We start from the raw sequence: 16,493 nt of genomic DNA on the forward strand, positions 1-16,493 counted from the left end.
AGTTTTAGGCTCTTTTTTTTCTCCACTTTCTCTCCCTGATGAATTATTCAGGCTATGTCGTCAGTGGATTTACCCATCGTTAACTGTCGTCTCACTCGGCAATTCAGTGAATACAAAGCGTTTGCTTGATGGCGCGATCGCTACAGATTCATAGGATTAACGTGAATTCGGGATAAGGTCTTGAGAACGAAACATAAGGATTAAAAAATTTTGGGTTTGGGGCTTGTAGTATTTGTAGTATATATGCTACATTGAGCGTAGCGAAGTAGTTCAACAGCATAGAACGCTCTGATAAAGAGAGATACAGGTTTAAGTCCTGTCTTTTATTCCTTAATTCACTCCTTGTCTTTTAGACCGAAGGATTGAGGGTTATCGCCACCACAAAAGGGATATTGCGAGGATTCCTTGTAGTATCTCTAAAAATTCATCATCTACTTGGGGTAGGTAGCTCAATTGGTAGAGTACCAGACTTTCCCGCAAGGGACGACAGAATGAAGGTTATCGCTCTTTAAAACGAATACCCCCTTTATTCACCCGAGATACGGGTTCGATTCCCGTTCTACCCCCTTCTATTGGGTATTTGCCGATAGAACGTTCAACGCCATTTATATCTTTCCCGCAAGGGACGGGAGGTTCATCCATGAACTACAAGTTCTTTACCCAAAAAGTAAACCAGAAGCGCACGCCGCAGACCCAAGCGATCGCAGGTCGCAAATCTGAAATGATTCAGGGTCGCTCAGGCGGTTATGCCTTTGATGCGGGCATCTGGGCGATGTTACACCGATGCTTGCTGATTGGAACTGCTAAGAGTGCCTACTATGCAGGTAAGCAAGAATTGACTGAAGACTTTACCAGAACAGTAAAAAAGTGCGTTTGTGAAGATCCTACCCGCGTGGCGCAGGAAATTGTCTATGCTAGCGATGGTCATGCGATTAACAACAGCGCACCTATCCTTGCTCTCGTGCTCTTGTCTATGGGAGAAAGCCCAGAAGCGAAAACAGCTTTTGCCGAAATCTTTGCTCAAGTGGTGAGAACGGGTAGTCATTTTTACGAATGGCTGAGCTACACCAAGTCTTTGCGAGGCTTTGGCAAGATCGTGCGTCAGTGCGGTCGTCAGTGGCTGACAAGTCAGGACGTGAAAGGATTGGCATATCAACTGTTAAAGTATCAGCAGCGGAATGGGTTTACCCACCGCGATGCTTTGCGTCTATTTCATGCGAAGCCAACTAGCGAAGACCATCAGGCGCTCTTTAACTGGGTTGTGAAGGGTTGGCAGGAACTACCAGCCGAAATTCCTACGCCACCACTGGCACAGATCTGGTGGTACGAATGGCTCAAGCGGAATCCCGACCAGACCCATGAAGCGATCGCCAAAGGTCATCTCACCCATGAAATGGCAGCGCCAGTTGGCAAGATGGATAAGCAGGCATGGCAGTTACTCTTTGATGAAATGCCCATCGGTGCGATGTTGCGGAACTTAGGTTCGCTGACTGAACTGGGTGTGTTAAAGGTAGATGGACGCAAGAACCTAGATCGGGTTGAATCTGTGCTAAACAGCAAAGACCATCTCCGTAAGGGACGCATTCACCCTATCGATGTGCTCAAAGCACTGAAGACCTATCAGTCAGGTGGCAGTTTGGGACGCAGCCAAAAGACTTGGATACCTGTGCCTCGGATTGTGGACATTCTCGAACGGGCTGTGGAACTATCTTTTGATACCCAAGAGCCAACAGGAAAGGCGTTCATGCATGCCGTGGATGTCTCTGGTTCTATGTCTGCCTCTACGGTTAGTTCTATTGGCTTGACCTGTTGCGAAATTGCAGCAACGATGGCGTTAGTTACAGCCAAGGCTGAAAAGAACTACATGATTCGTGGCTTTGCTACGGAGTTTCGCGACCTAGGGATTACTGCAAAGGATTCCTTCCAGTCTGCGATAAAGAAGGCCTCAAATCAGAACTTCGGTGGTACAGACGCATCGGTTGCCTACGACTGGATGATTAAGCATAAGTTCAAGGCAGATATTATCTGCTTCTGGACAGATTCAGAATCATGGGCTGGTAACAAGCATCCCAGTCAAGCACTGGATGAATATCGTCGCAAGGTAAACCCTAACATCAAAGCGGTGTATATCACCCTTGCTCCTTATCAGTTCACGCTAGTCGATCCAAAAGATCCGCTATCTTGGGATATGGGAGGCTTTGACCCCGCCGTACCTCGCGTGATTCAGATGCTAGCAACGGATGATATGTAACTTAAAAAGGGATATGGTAGATTGTGCCGTATCCCTTTTTTGTAAGTGAAGAATGCGAAATGGATTTAGCTTGGTATGCTCGCAAAGCTCAGGAAGTCGCGCCCGATTTAGTGGGATGCACGTTAGTGCGTCGCATTGATGGCGTGGACTATCGAGGACTGATTGTGGAAACCGAAGCCTATAGTTACGGCGATCCTGCCTGTCATGGCTATGCGGGGAAGACCGATCGCAATGCAGCAATTTTTGGCGTACCCGGCTCAGTCTATGTCTATCTAATTTATGGCATGTACCATTGCGTCAATATCGTTACCGAAGCTGAAGATGTTTGTAGTGCTGTGCTATTACGTGCTTTGGAACTCGATCGGATTCCTACTTGGGTTTCGCAAACCGAGAAGCCATCTCGAATTGCCGCAGGACCGGGAAAAATCTGTCGCGCTCTCAAAATCGATCGCAGTCTTAACGACATAAAGTTAGAACGCGATTGCCCCTTGTGGATAGAACCTCGCAATCCTAATTTCTCAGAGACCCTCCATCAAACCACTCGAATTGGCATTACTAAAGGTGCGGAGATTCCTTGGCGATGGTATCTCAAAGGACATCCATCCGTGTCGAAGCTATAGTATGTGGGAGCGTTACCCGATCGCTTTCTTGAATTTTATGAATTTTTAGCAATCTGGTTAGGGGGCAAGCTGAGATCTTGCCCCGATCGCTTGTCCCGCTAACCATGAAGTTGTCCAAGCACTTTGAAAGTTAAACCCGCCCGTTACCCCATCAATGTCTAAAACTTCACCAGCAAAGTATAAACCAGGGCAAATGCGGCTTTCCATTGTTTTGAAGTCTACTTCCTTGAGATTCACTCCACCACAGGTGACAAATTCTTCTTTGAAAACGCCTTTACCCGCGATCGCGTAAATACTGGCAGTAAGCGCGATCGTAAGCTCGTTGATCGCTTTATTGGGAAGTTCCGACCAGCGCTTGTCTGATGCGATCTCAGTTCGGGCTAACAAATATTGCCAGAGGCGACGGGGTAAGGCAAAAGGGCAGTGACTACCCAGCGATCGCTTGAAGAATTCTTGTTTGCTGTCTAATAGAGTTTGTCGCACCATCTCGGAATGGAACTGTGGTAGCCAATTTACGCGCAAATTCATTTGATAGCCGCATTCATGCAGCGTTCTTGCCGCCCAAGCCGAGAGTTTCAACACCGCAGGTCCACTCAAACCCCAATGGGTGACGAGCAATGCGCCCGTTTGCTCCAATTGATTTTTTGCTTTCTTTCCAGCTTTTGATTCCACCTCTTGGGGAACCAGTTGTAATTTAGCAGATTCCACGCTAACGCCCGCAAGTTCGTGTAGTTGCGGATCGTTGATGTTGAACGTAAATAGCGAAGGTACTGGAGCCTCAATCGTGTGTCCTAGAGCCTTAGCAATCTGATATCCCTTGGGATTGCTTCCCGTTGCCAATAGGATGCGATCGCACCAAATTTGTTTGCCCGATTTGAGCGTTACTTCAAATTTCTGTCTACCTTCTTCTGTTGTAAAACGTTGGACTTCAAGCACGGGCTTTCCTAGATCGAGCATCACCCCTGCTTTTTTAGCCTCCCAGATCAGACATTCCACAATCGTGTTGGAATCATCGGTAATCGGGAACATCCGACCATCCGCTTCAGTTTTTAATTCCACATCTTGAGCTGCGAACCATGCCACGAGATCGCGAGGTTGAAACCGATTAAACGCACCAAGTAGGGCTTTCCCACCTCTGGGATAGTTTTGAATTAAGGTGGTAGGCTCAAAGCAAGCATGGGTAACGTTACACCTGCCACCCCCAGAGATACGTACTTTCGCTAGGGGTTGGTGAGCAGCTTCTAAAAGAGTAACTTGGAGCGGAGGAAAACTTTGCTTGGCAGCATTAGCTGCCTGAATTGCACCAAAGAATCCCGCTGCACCGCCACCAATGACGACAACATGAAGCGATTCCCTATTTCCTTCGGAAACGCTTTGCGATCGGAATGTGTTCCACTGCACGATTTAATTCTCTGCTCCCATCATTTGCATCAATTACTTGTGTTATTCGTATGTTTAGCCTGACAAGATGTAAAAATTTCTAGAACTTCATTCGGTAGTTTCTTGGTTTCTCTTGCCTCTGCATCAATTTTTCTGAAGTTTTCAAAAGTATAGGTGGTTTGCAATTTGTCTAGGGAGCAACTACAAAAGCTTTTGTCATTCGTAATCTGACACCCCTTCATAAAGGTATTAACGACTTCGTTAGGATAGGGATTTTTGGTTGTCTGTTCGGCGCTTTTGACTGACTGAGTTGGGAGTAGTAAGAGCAAACCCGTAGCAATAGAGAGCGCAAGCGATCGCGTATATTTTTTGTAAATAGATGGAATCGGTTGGATAGACATAATTACTTACGTGAAACCCTCATGTATTTATAGTAGTTGCAATCTGGTTAAAGACCGAGTGAATCTCTGAAAGTTCCTCGTGCGATCGCTAAGGCAGCAAGAAACCTAAGGCAGATTTAGCCGATTTTAGGGTTTGCTCAGCAATTTCACCCGCTTTTTGTTGACCGTTCTTAAGAACGCGATCGAGATATCCCACCTCTTGGATAACTTCAGCATACTTGGCACGAATGGGACGTAAATGCTCGATTACTGCCTCGGTCAAAACGGGTTTAAAATCTCCCCAGCCGCGCATATCAGCACATTCAGCAATCACCGTATCTTTGGTTTTGTTTGCCACGATCGCATAGAGACTCAACAGGTTATGACATTCTGGGCGTTCGGGATTGTCAAATTCTAAACCTCGAATTGCGTCGGTCTTACAGCGTTTAATTTTTTTGGCGATCGCATCGGCATCATCCAGTACGTGAATCCGACTCAACTCCGAAGGATCGGATTTAGACATTTTGCTCGTGCCATCGGTCAAACTCATCACCCTTGCCCCCTCTTTGCGAATTAGGGGTGCGGGAATCTTGAATACAGGCGTTTGGTAGCGATCGTTAAAGCTAGCGGCAATATCGCGGGTCAGTTCCAAATGTTGCTTTTGATCTTCTCCCACAGGAACGAGATCGGCTTGGTATAGCAAAATATCCGCTGCCATCAGCACAGGATAATCGAGCAGACCCACATTTACGTTTTCTCCCTGCTTGATCGCTTTTTCTTTAAACTGAATCATCCGCTCCAACCAATTCAACGGTGTGTTGCAATTCAACAGCCAAGTTAATTCTGCATGGGCTGAGAGGTGCGATTGAATGAAGATTGTGGAGATATCTGGGTCAATGCCACAGGCAATATAAATTGCGGCAACTTGGCGGGTGTTTTCTGCTAGAGCTTTGGGATCGTGGGGCGCAGTGATCGCGTGCAAATCTACCACACAAAAATAGCTCTCATATTCAGCCTGACTTTCTACCCAATTGCGAATTGCCCCTAAATAGTTACCAATATGTAGATTTCCAGTGGGCTGAACACCTGATAGAACGCGTTTTTTTTGCATGGGTAAGTTAGAAAATTGAAGTAAAGAGCGATCGCTAAAATTTAAGAATTTTGGCTACAGGTAGACAAAACATTCAAGGGTACAGGGGAAGGAAAAATAACTGTCCGACAGAAAGGCAGACTGACACGTCCTAAGTCCTGTTTAAAATCATCTGGTATTTTACCAATAAGCGTCTCTACTACGGACTGTCTAGGGTCAGTCGGAATTACCTGATAAATCACGCTGAGTACATCGTCTGGAAACCAAGCTCTCACCAAAGTTAGCAATTGCGGAGCTGTTAGGCTTTGATCGCGCGCATCTCTCGTCAGTCGAATCCCCACCAAACGTCCCTGTTCAAAATAGACATCCGCCACAAAGCCTCTGGCATACACTAACTCTTGGTTTGGCAAAGCATATAGACCCTCTCCACCGGGTTGCAATCTATGCACAGTAGCTTGAGCGCGGTGGGTTGTTGCGATCGCCGCCCAATTATTTTCTCGGGCATAGGCAAAAAACTGCGTTTCCATCATGCCAATATGTAGAGTCTCAGGCTGTAATGGAGGACGGGCACGGGTTTGAAGAGGGGGCAAATTGCGCGAACCGCCAATTTTCTCGTCACTGGGTTCGGCAAACGCTGATTTTGTTAGCCCCAAATTAAGCACCTGTAGCCCTAGCAATAGCAAAAATATGGAAAAAACATAAATAGCCCTTGGAGTTATTTTCATTTCGCTATTGACACCCAACACATGACACCCAAAAATTTCGATCGAAAATCTATTCAATTATAGAATTGTGAATGATATCGCACTGTTTATATTCTAAATCAGCAAAAAATTTAGAGCGATACCTGATTCATGTTATAGGTAGTTTTGGTCAAATAAATTTGTTACAAAGTCATGACAATTGAGTTACAGCAAGAAGATACACGCGGAAAAAACAAAGGTTCATCCAAAAGCTTTGAGGCAATGCGTAAGTTTGCCGAAACCTATGCAAAGCGTACAAATACTTACTTTTGCGTCGATCCGAGCGTGACCAATGCTGTGATTGAAGGTCTGGCAAAACATAAGGACGAATTAGGCTCTCCGCTTTGTCCTTGCCGCTATTATGAAGATAAAGAGGCAGAAGTAAAAAACACCTATTGGAACTGCCCCTGCGTACCGATGCGCGAACGGAAGGAATGTCACTGTATGCTGTTTTTAACCGAAGAAAGCCCGTTTGTCGGGGACAAACAAGAACTGGAAATTGTTGAGATTAATTACGAAGCTTAAATCGCCAGTTTGCGGGTCGGGATATTGTGCCCAGCGAGATATTCTTTAATCTCGGCAATTGTGAGTTGTCCGTAGTGCAACAACGAAGCTAGTAAAGCAGCTTCGGCTTTGCCCTCCGTTAAAGCCGTGCGAATATGCTCGCAGGTTCCCGCACCGCCCGAAGCTATAACTGGAACTTCTACCGACTCGGCAACTTGGCGCGTGAGTTCGAGGTCGTAGCCTGCCTGCGTACCATCAGCATCCATACTGGTCAATAAAATTTCCCCTGCACCCCGCCGCACGGCTTCCTTTGCCCATGTCAAAGCATCTAGACCCGTATTTTCGCGTCCGCCACGCACGTACACGTCCCATCCAGGGCGTTGCGGGTCTAGGCGGCGACGGGCATCGATCGCGACGACAATGCACTGATTACCAAAGCGATCGCTACTGCGATTAATTAAATCTGGATCTTTGACCGCAGAGGAGTTCATACTGACCTTATCGGCTCCCGCTCGCAGCAGTTCGCGAATCATATTCACGTCTCTGATGCCACCGCCGACTGTAAGCGGTATAAAAACCTGCTCAGCAGTACGATAAACTACGTCTAGAATAATGTTGCGATCTTCATGGGTAGCCGTGATGTCTAGAAATACTAGTTCATCTGCACCTGCTTGGTTGTAGACCTGCGCTAGTTCTACGGGATCGCCTGCATCTTTTAAGTCAACAAAGTTGACGCCTTTGACTACTCGACCAGATTTCACATCTAAACAGGGCAAAATGCGCTTGGCTAACATAGTTAATTATCGGAATCTTTTCTGGGTTTTCTATTGTACCTTCTGCGTTCTATTCTCCAGCATTTTATTGCCGATCGCAGAGGCAAGTACAATTTGGAAAATTTCTGGGCAAGAAGTTTTAAAGTTTGAATATAGCGACGATCTGGCAAAGGCTAAGATTAAGCAGCTCGATCGGCGGTTAGCACAAATCGTTGCTACGCTCAACCCCGATCAACCCTGGGCGATCGATATTCTGCCCTATCCCAGCGCTGCGACGAATCCTACAATACCTCCCTCTCCAATTCCACCCGAGCAAGTGAAGTCCGCTGCGATTCGCTTACAGGGGCAGGTGTTGCTCGAAGTGACGGAAGCAGATCTACGCTTGCATCAAGCCAGTTCGGTGATGGAACTTGCGAATACTTGGGCGCGATCGCTGGCAAACCTATTTAGTCAGCCAATCGTCAGACAAGTGCTGGTGGCAGCAGGTGAGATGCCAGCTCAGGTTAACTTTAGCGGCATCACCTATTACCTCAAGCCAGAAATTGCATTAGATCGCGGTCTATTTCGCACGACTGGCAAGCGCGTGGATGGACGATTTGTGTTTTGGGAAGTGCCTCCAGACAAAAAAGCCTACGAAGTCGGAGAGACCACAATTAAAGAACCGAAAGCACCTCTAACAAAAATCTATCTTTTAAATCGATATTTGCAATTCATGCCCTATCTCCATCAAGAGCATTAGATTCGTAAGGTCTAAGAGAGTGTTTGAGAAGTCGAGCATCTCGTATAAATTTCTACTTTTACCCCCCTTAATCCCCCCTTGCAAAGGGGGGAAAATCCTCTTCCTCCCCTGCGGGAGGAAGCTCGGAAATCCAGTTCCCTCCTCTTTGCAAGGGGAGGGCTAGGGTGGGGTAATCCTCTTAAATCTTTAATCCGATCTGAAGTTAACGAATCGCTGACATCTAATTGATTCCATGAGTTCTTCTTTTTTCCCAACTCCTGATTTATCCTTAGCCGCATTTGTCGCACCTGATGCCGTGGTGATTGGAGATGTCAAAATCGCTGCCCAAACGAGCATCTGGTATACCGCCGTAGTGCGAGCTGATGTCAATCCCATCCATATTGGTGAATGCAGCAATATTCAAGATGGTGCGATTTTGCATGGCGATCCAGGCTTACCCTTGGTAATTGCAGAGTACGTTACGATTGGGCATCGCGCTGTGATTCATGGTTTAGAAATTGGTAGAGGTAGTTTGATTGGCATCGGAGCCATCATTTTAGAAGGTGTAAAAGTCGGCGCAGGAAGCATTGTTGGGGCAGGCGCAGTAGTGACCAAAGATGTGCCTGCGGGTGTTGTGGTCGCAGGGGTTCCAGCCAAGGTGATGCGATCGCTTTCTGAGGCTGAAATTCAACACCTGATCGAACATGCGGAGAACTACTATAAACTAGCCCTAGTCCATGCTGGGAAAGGAATTGACAAGGGATTTCACTAACCTAGATTTGGGATAAGGATGTTAGGACGAAATATTTGGCACGCAACATCCATAGCCACTACGGAAATTGGGCAAGACCTGAGTGAATGCCAGTGGGAAATTCCCGAAATTTAGAATAGATGACTGAATTCCTCGACGAGGAACTCAATGAAGCACTTGACTTTGGCTGATTGAAAGCGGCTGCGGCGATAGACGGCTCGAATTGGTAGAGGCTCGGGTTCGTAACGCTCAAGTACGACCTTAACGGTTTGATTTTTAATCTCATTGCAAAAAGCCCAGATCGGAGATGTGCCAATGCCAAGCCCTGCCAGAACTGCTTCGCGCAAAGCTGCCGAATCGTTCACTTGAAGATTTCCTTTTACAGCCACAGCGATCGCTTCGCGCTCGAATTGATAGTTCCAAGCGGTTCCCGTAGCCTGTCTTGTATAGATGATGCAATTGTGCTGCAACAGATCGGCTGGAACTTGGGGTTCACCCGTTCTTTCAAAATAGGAAGTCGTCCCCACAGTAATCAGTCGAGTCATACCAATGGGCTGAGCGATCGTGGTACTGTCGAGAAAATTGCCGATTCTAATCGCCAGATCGATACCTTCTTCGACCAAATCGATATAGGAGTCATTCATCGTGAGGTCGATTTTGATATCTGGGAAGCGATCGAGAAACCTCTTTAGACGTGGCACAACTTGCATTTGTCCAAATGCAACGGAGCAATTGACCCGCAATATCCCAGAGGGCTTTTGGCGTTTCCCGACGCTAGATTCGGCTTCATCGAATGCTGCCAAAATTTGTTGGCAATGCTCGTAAAAACGCATACCTTCGTCGGTCAAGCTGACTTTGCGCGTCGATCGCACCAGTAATTGCACATCCAGATATTCTTCTAGGGCTGCGATCTGTTTGCTAATCGTTGGTTGGGTCGTATCCATCTCTTTGGCCACGGCTGAGAAACTTCCCGTTTCTACTGTTCGCACAAAACTCTTCATGCAGGCAATTCGATCTAGCATTTGGATTTAGACATAGATAGCTTTTGTAGAGTCAAACGTGGATCGCAGACTAAAAGAAGTTTTTACTGAAGTTCGGCAAGTTTTAGCCATCGTTCCGTTGAGGTCTCGATCGCTTGATTTAGCTCGGCTAAGCGTTGCGATAGCTGCTGCACTTGGCTAAAACCTGCGGGTGGGTTGTGATAGATCGTATGCTCGATTTTAGCTTTTTCGGCTTCCATTTCGGGAATTTTTGCTTCTAGGGTCTCAAATTCGCGCTTTTCTTTAAAAGAAAGCTTGCGTGATTTTGCAGATTTAGATTCGGGTTTTATTTCTAGAATAGGTTCGGGAGCTTTCTCCAGAACTGGATTTGATTTGATTGCAGTTGGCTTTGCGAGTTCTTTATTCGCCTCCGCTTCTTCAGCTTTTTTGCAATCCAAATAAACGGAATAGTTGCCTGGATATTTGCGCAGTTTGCCTTCTGCTTCAAAGGCTAAGATCGTGTCAACCGTGCGATCGAGAAAATAGCGATCGTGGGAAACCGCAATTACGCATCCTTTGAAATCTTCGAGATAATCTTCTAGAACCGCAAGAGTTTGAACGTCGAGATCGTTGGTCGGTTCGTCTAAAATCAGGACATTCGGTTCGCCCACCAAGATTCGCAATAGAAATAAACGCCGCTTCTCGCCACCCGATAATTTGTGGATGGGCGCATATTGCTGATTGCCGGGAAATAGAAAGCGTTCCAACATCTGCGAGGCACTAATCTGCATTCCATCGGCAGTTTTGATAAATTCACCTTCTTCTTTAATGTAATCGATCACACGCTGATTCTCATTGCCAGCGTCGAGTAAATCTTCGGAATGCTGATCGAAATAACCAATCTTAATCGTGGAGCCCAGCTCAACCGTACCACTATCGGGTTGTACGTTCCCGATAATCATATCCATCAAAGTGGATTTGCCCATGCCATTGCCGCCGATGATGCCGATGCGATCTTCGGGACCAAAGATATACGAGAAGTCTTGAATTAACGTGCGATCGCCGTATCCTTTGGTCACATCAATTAGATCGATGACTTTTTTACCGATCCGCCGTCCTACGGTCGAGATATCGACTTTGCCTCCGCTCGTCTTAAATTCTTGGTCGCGCATAGCATGAACGCGATCGATTCTAGCTTTTTGTTTGGTGCTACGTGCTTTTGGCCCCTTTTTTAGCCATTCCAATTCTCGGCGCAACATGCCTTTGTGTTTGCGTTGGCTGCTAGCTTCTGATTCCTCTGCTAGGGCTTTTTTCTCAAGGTAATAGGAATAGTTGCCGCTATAGGTAAATAGTTCGCCTTGGTCAATTTCGAGAATGCGATTGGTGACGCGATCGAGAAAGTAGCGATCGTGGGTAATCAGCAATATCGCGCCGCGAAAACGATTGAGATAACTCTGCAACCATTCCACGGACTCGGCATCGAGGTGGTTGGTCGGTTCATCCATTAGCAACACATCAGGATCGGCTAACAAAGCGGTGGCAAGGGCAATACGTTTGCGATAGCCGCCTGACAAGCTGGCGATCGGGGCATGGAAATCATGGATTCCCAATTTGGTCAGAATAATTTTTGCTTGCGTTTCTAATTCCCAAGCTGAGATCTCGTCCATGCGGTGCATTACGTCTGTCAGCCGATCCATCAATTTTTCACTATCTGAGGGGGATAATTTCTGATCGGCTAAGCTCTCGGATAATTCCTCGTATTCGCTGACTAGTGCCATAGCTTCGCCGCTATCGGCAAAAACCTGCTCGATTACGGTGCGGCTCTCGTCTAGCTCTGGCTGTTGAGGCAAATAGATGATTTTCACGCCAGAGTTGACTAAAATTTTCCCATCGTCGATGTGTTCCAGCCCTGCAATCATTTTAAGCAGGGTGGACTTACCCGAACCGTTTCTACCGATTAGCCCAACTTTGTCTGTACTGTCAAGGCTAAAGTCCGCATCCTTGAGAACTTCTTTGATGCCAAAATCTTTCTTGACAGATTGCAGAGTGAAAATGCTCATAGGTTCGTTTTCAAATTGAGTTTGAGAGAATATTTGGAGATCGCTTACCTACTATAGCAATTATGCTGTTAGCTTTTTTGAAAGCCTTATGATATAAAAGGTTCAGGGTCTTAATTCATACACTATTTTGTGCTTTTTAACCTACAGGCTATATTCTTGTGATTGTTGCAAATCTGAAATAGGGTTATTTTGGACTTCAGGTTTGAGTTGTAAATTAAATCAGAGTTGATAGGTAACACCGTTAATGAACTATAACCTTGCTGATATTAGAAAACTAGTCAAAAATGCTTTACCTAATCAGGATTTTGATAATTTTGTTTTTGACTATTTCCCTTCAGTACGCGAACAGTTTACAGATGGACAGCTACTGGATGCTCGGATAAGACTTTTGCTCGACTATGCTAATACACGTAGAGAAATCCCCAAATTATTAAATGCCATTCAGGAATGTAATCCTACTGTCTATCAGGAGTTTGCGTCAAAGTTAGGGAATTCCATAAAGCCAGATACTGATTTAGCTCAAAGCAACCAAGAAGTTAAGCAATGCGATGTTTTGGTTCTTACTGCCAATCCTATCGGCACAAATCTACTGAAATTGGAACAAGAAGCTAATCTAATCAGACAGCGCCTGCAAGAAGGAGCGGTGGGAAAGAATCTTGTGGTTAAGGTTGAATGGGCTGTACGAATAGAAGACCTGTCTAAGCACTTACTTCAATCTGAACCACGCATCATTCACTTTAGCGGTCATAGCAATTCTAGTGGCGACATTATTTTGCATAATGCTCAAGGACAGGCTCAGACAGTTTCTCCAATAGCTTTGGCAGAATTATTGCCGATCGCTTCGGGACGGGTAGAATGTGTGGTGCTCAATACCTGCTTTTCCTTAGAAAAAGCTGATGCCCTAGCAGAACAAGTTGGCTGCGTGATTGGAATGGAAGCTGAAATTGATGATGAATCTGCCGTGAGATTTGCGGCTGGCTTTTATCGAGGTTTGGGATTTGGACGGGGATATTACTCAGCTTTTGAGCTAGGTTGCAGTGAAATTAATTTATTAAATTTGCCCGATCGCAACATACCCCATTTCATTACCCGCGACAGCTCGTATTCTGAGCCAGAAGCTGAAACACCAAGAGTTACGCGCACTTTTCCGACACAACAAAATGCCACGGTATATCCACTTTGGTTTGGCACAAATAGAAGACCAAATGATATGCAAAATCTCGCGAAAGGGTTTTCAAACGATCGCGATCGCCAAATTCACTATGGCACTTGCGAAGTAACGGTTCCTAGGTCTCATAAAATTGGTTCGGTTGGAACTCCTTGGTGGAAGTTTGTGTTAACCGACGATCGCCTCAAACTTAAACGAGACAGTTTATGCTTGCTGAATGCGGCAGATTTTTTAGCTGGCATCAAGCAAGCGCTGCAAAAAGAAGGATTGGACGATCGCTCGGCGCTGGTATTTATTCACGGGTTTAATGTTAGTTTTGAAGATGCGGCTCGGCAAGCAGCTCAGATGGGAGTCGATTTGCAAATGAAGGGAATTATGGCTTTTTATAGCTGGCCGTCTCAGGGAAACCTAATCGGCTATACCGCAGATGAGGCGACGATTGAGGCAAGCGAACAATATATTGCTGAATTTTTGCTTAATTTGGCGCAAAATAGTGGGGTCGAAAAAGTTCATATTATTGCTCATAGCATGGGAAATCGAGGTTTGTTGAGAGCGATGCAGCGAATAATCGCTAAAGTGCAGACTGAGACGAGTACTCTGTTTGGACAAATCTTTTTGGCTGCGCCTGATGTTGACCCTGATGTTTTTCGAGGCTTGGCAGAGGCTTATCAAAAATTAGCGGAACGCACAACTTTGTATGTTTCCGCCAAAGATAAAGCCTTGTTTGCCTCAAGAATTTTGCACAACCATACTCGTTTGGGGTTTTTCCCTCCGATCGCTGTGGTTGATGGCATAGACACCGTGGAGGTCTCTAATATTGATGTCACATGGCTGGGTCATGGCTATTTTGCCAATGCTCGCCCTTTATTAGAAGATATCTATGCGTTGTTGAAGCATAATACCCCACCAGAGCGACGATTTGGACTGCGATCGGTAGTAGATGGAACTCAACATTATTGGAGGATAGGTAAATAAGGAATGGGAATTGATCTTGGTGCGATTCGGAAATTAATCAATGATGCTTTAAACAAAGATGACTTTGAGAATATACTCTTTGATCATTTCCGTGATGTGCGCGCAAAGTTTACGGATGGGCAATCGCAAGATGCTAGGCTCAGAGAGCTGCTTGACTATGTAGATAGACAGCAAGAAATTCCTAAGTTGTTAAAAGCGATCGAGGAATGTAATCCTATTGTCTATGAAGAATTTGTCAAGCGACAGATAAAAATCTTAGAGAACGAAATTGATATATTAATCAAGAAGCAGTCCGAGTCATCTGACGGACACAAACGGGCGCAAATAATCCAAGAAACGCAAGTAAAAATTTCTAAATTGGAAGCGCTTAAAAGATCTCTTGATAAATCTCAAAAAACAATATTACAAAAATGCAATATTAGGAAAATTGATCTTGCAAAAATTAATTTTGAAGCGGCTAGAAAACAAATCGATCCTCAATGCGAGATTCTGAGAAACAAAGGTGGATTTATTAGCTTAATTGTTGAGAATTGTCATAATTATAAAGGCGATTTATTGATTGATGAAATCCGCGATCGCTTTAAAAACGGCAAGCCCAATTTCAAATCTATTTTAATCGATCCAAAGTCTGGGGGATGGTCTGACGAGCAAGGTTTATTGGCAAGCATCTCAAATGGGCTAAATATTTTAGGTGAAGATATTCCTCTAACTTCAGAATATTTGATTGACAAAATTATTGAGCAGTGTTGCCCAGCTAAAACATTTTTCTTTGAGTTATTAAATTGGGGAGAGCTACAAGATCGTCAAAGCGATCTCTTGATCTGGTTTTATAATTTCTTTTGGAATTCTTTAATCCAAAAACAAGGTCAAATTGAAACTAAAGCAAAGAAAGTCCGTTTTATTAGTATTGTGAATAGTAGAGGTCGATTGGACAAAGAATGTTTTAGTTTAACTTGCTCAGAAGTTTTAAAAGTGGAATCATGCATATGGAAAGAGGAAGAAATTGATAGCTGGTTGACAGAATATGGTCAATTTAGATCGAATGATGAGATTACAGCAAAAGCAAGAAGAATTTTCGATTTATCAGAGGGGCTACCACTATCGGTTTATGCGGCATTGCAAGAAGATTTTTGCTTTATATAGAATGAGAAAAGAGGAAAGTTATGACTATTGAAAAACCACATTTTTACAACGATCGCAACATAATTCCCAATATCCCCCATAAAGACTCGCCCAAGATGCGGGAACCTTATGTCGCAGATGACGAACTCATACAGGCTGTAAATCTTGCCATTTTGCTAGAGCGACCTCTACTGATAGAAGGTGAGGCGGGCTGTGGTAAGACCTGTTTGGCAAAAGCAGTCGCCTATGAATTAGGTTATCCATTTTATCGATGGGATGTTCAATCTACGGCAAAAGTTCGCGATGGATTATATACCTATGATGCTGTGCTGCGTTTGCATGATGTGCAGACCCGCTCGGTTGATGTAGAAAAGAAGCGCGATCCGAGTAAATCAGGAGATTATTTGGGCTATGGACCATTGGGAAAAGCATTTGTTTCCGATCGCCCTGCGGTAGTATTGATTGATGAAATTGATAAAGCCGATCTAGATTTCCCGAATGACTTACTGGGCGTTTTAGAAGATTGGAAATTTTCGATTCCCGAAACCAAAGCTGAGATTTCGGCAAAGCATAAACCGATTGTGATTATTACGAGCAATAAAGAAAAAGGCAATCTACCTGCGCCATTTTTGCGCCGATGTTTATATTTTTATCTTGAGTTTCCGAAGACAACAGAAGCGCTGGAAAAAATTGTGAATGAACATTATCGAATGGATAAAAAAAATCCCGCGCGACCGCCAAATCCAGAACTGGTTAAAGTATCTGTTGACGGTTTTCTCAAAATTCGAGAAAATCAGAGCCTCTATAAAAAGCCCGGTACGAGTGAATTTCTCGATTGGCTAAAATCTCTACAGTTCTACCTCACTGAGGCAAATCAGCTCAAAGAGCAACTCCAATCATCTGAAACAGTTCCTTATCGCGAAGTCTTATTTAAACATCGCAACGATTGGCTCAAATATCGCCCAGCTCAGTAAATAC

At 44.9% G+C, this 16,493-nt stretch carries 15 protein-coding genes; 8 read left to right on the top strand and 7 right to left on the bottom strand.

All coding sequences use genetic code 11. From position 1 onward, the window contains the following. The first annotated feature begins 640 nt into the window (after positions 1-640). Together V2H45_RS11035 and V2H45_RS11040 are read left to right on the top strand one after the other, a co-directional pair. Positions 641-2,251: a TROVE domain-containing protein gene (locus V2H45_RS11035; RefSeq protein WP_330483700.1), complete on the top strand. Its 1,611-nt coding sequence runs from the start codon at positions 641-643 to the stop codon at positions 2,249-2,251. 59 nt (positions 2,252-2,310) lie between these two features. Further along, entirely contained in the window at positions 2,311-2,871 is a 561-nt protein-coding gene (locus V2H45_RS11040; protein WP_330483701.1) for a DNA-3-methyladenine glycosylase, read from the top strand. A 57-nt stretch (positions 2,872-2,928) separates the two neighbouring features. Here V2H45_RS11040 and V2H45_RS11045 read toward each other — a convergent pair whose 3' ends face one another. From V2H45_RS11045 to V2H45_RS11060, 4 genes are all read right to left on the bottom strand, one after another. Next, on the bottom strand, positions 2,929-4,272 hold the full coding sequence (locus V2H45_RS11045) for a BaiN/RdsA family NAD(P)/FAD-dependent oxidoreductase (RefSeq protein ID WP_330483702.1): 1,344 nt from the start codon (positions 4,270-4,272) through the stop codon (positions 2,929-2,931). Positions 4,273-4,301: 29 nt separating this feature from the next. Continuing rightward, positions 4,302-4,652: a hypothetical protein gene (locus V2H45_RS11050; protein WP_330483703.1), complete on the bottom strand. Its 351-nt coding sequence runs from the start codon at positions 4,650-4,652 to the stop codon at positions 4,302-4,304. An 88-nt stretch (positions 4,653-4,740) separates the two neighbouring features. After that, positions 4,741-5,742, bottom strand: a complete 1,002-nt coding sequence (trpS, locus tag V2H45_RS11055; protein ID WP_330483704.1) for a tryptophan--tRNA ligase — start codon at positions 5,740-5,742, stop codon at positions 4,741-4,743. A gap of 41 nt (positions 5,743-5,783) precedes the next feature. Continuing rightward, positions 5,784-6,446: a hypothetical protein gene (locus V2H45_RS11060; protein WP_330483705.1), complete on the bottom strand. Its 663-nt coding sequence runs from the start codon at positions 6,444-6,446 to the stop codon at positions 5,784-5,786. Between the two features lie 171 nt (positions 6,447-6,617). Here V2H45_RS11060 and V2H45_RS11065 point away from each other — a divergent pair, with 171 nt between their 5' ends. Further along, positions 6,618-6,989 carry a ferredoxin-thioredoxin reductase catalytic domain-containing protein gene (locus V2H45_RS11065; protein WP_330483706.1) on the top strand — a complete coding sequence of 124 codons (372 nt, stop codon included), beginning with the start codon at positions 6,618-6,620 and terminating at the stop codon, positions 6,987-6,989. On the opposite strand, the gene hisF is transcribed toward V2H45_RS11065, so the two are convergent. After that, positions 6,986-7,762 (bottom strand): imidazole glycerol phosphate synthase subunit HisF, encoded by a 777-nt coding sequence (gene hisF / locus V2H45_RS11070; protein ID WP_330483707.1) that lies wholly within the window; start codon positions 7,760-7,762, stop codon positions 6,986-6,988. The genes V2H45_RS11065 and hisF overlap by 4 nt on opposite strands. Here hisF and V2H45_RS11075 point away from each other — a divergent pair. Together V2H45_RS11075 and V2H45_RS11080 are read left to right on the top strand one after the other, a co-directional pair. Beyond that, entirely contained in the window at positions 7,752-8,480 is a 729-nt protein-coding gene (locus tag V2H45_RS11075; RefSeq protein ID WP_330483708.1) for a hypothetical protein, read from the top strand. The genes hisF and V2H45_RS11075 overlap by 11 nt on opposite strands. A 232-nt stretch (positions 8,481-8,712) precedes the next feature. Further along, positions 8,713-9,231, top strand: a complete 519-nt coding sequence (locus V2H45_RS11080) for a gamma carbonic anhydrase family protein (RefSeq protein WP_330483709.1) — start codon at positions 8,713-8,715, stop codon at positions 9,229-9,231. Between the two features lie 110 nt (positions 9,232-9,341). Here the strand turns inward: V2H45_RS11080 and V2H45_RS11085 are convergent, their stop codons facing one another. Both V2H45_RS11085 and V2H45_RS11090 read right to left on the bottom strand, forming a co-directional pair. Next, positions 9,342-10,232: a LysR family transcriptional regulator gene (locus V2H45_RS11085; protein WP_330483710.1), complete on the bottom strand. Its 891-nt coding sequence runs from the start codon at positions 10,230-10,232 to the stop codon at positions 9,342-9,344. Between the two features lie 62 nt (positions 10,233-10,294). Further along, on the bottom strand, positions 10,295-12,250 hold the full coding sequence (locus tag V2H45_RS11090; protein WP_330483711.1) for an ABC-F family ATP-binding cassette domain-containing protein: 1,956 nt from the start codon (positions 12,248-12,250) through the stop codon (positions 10,295-10,297). 244 nt (positions 12,251-12,494) lie between these two features. Here V2H45_RS11090 and V2H45_RS11095 point away from each other — a divergent pair, with 244 nt between their 5' ends. Genes V2H45_RS11095 through V2H45_RS11105 form a run of 3 tightly spaced genes read left to right on the top strand, consistent with a single transcriptional unit; the run spans position 12,495 to position 16,489 of the window. Continuing rightward, positions 12,495-14,393: an alpha/beta hydrolase gene (locus tag V2H45_RS11095; RefSeq protein ID WP_330483712.1), complete on the top strand. Its 1,899-nt coding sequence runs from the start codon at positions 12,495-12,497 to the stop codon at positions 14,391-14,393. A 3-nt stretch (positions 14,394-14,396) separates the two neighbouring features. Continuing rightward, a complete protein-coding gene (locus tag V2H45_RS11100; RefSeq protein ID WP_330483713.1) occupies positions 14,397-15,536 on the top strand; it encodes a hypothetical protein in 1,140 nt (379 codons plus the stop codon). A gap of 20 nt (positions 15,537-15,556) precedes the next feature. After that, positions 15,557-16,489, top strand: coding sequence for an AAA family ATPase (locus V2H45_RS11105; RefSeq protein ID WP_330483714.1), 933 nt, complete (start codon positions 15,557-15,559; stop codon positions 16,487-16,489). Positions 16,490-16,493 lie beyond the last annotated feature (4 nt).

Source organism: Tumidithrix elongata BACA0141 (assembly GCF_036349135.1).
Taxonomy (GTDB): domain Bacteria; phylum Cyanobacteriota; class Cyanobacteriia; order Pseudanabaenales; family Pseudanabaenaceae; genus Tumidithrix; species Tumidithrix elongata.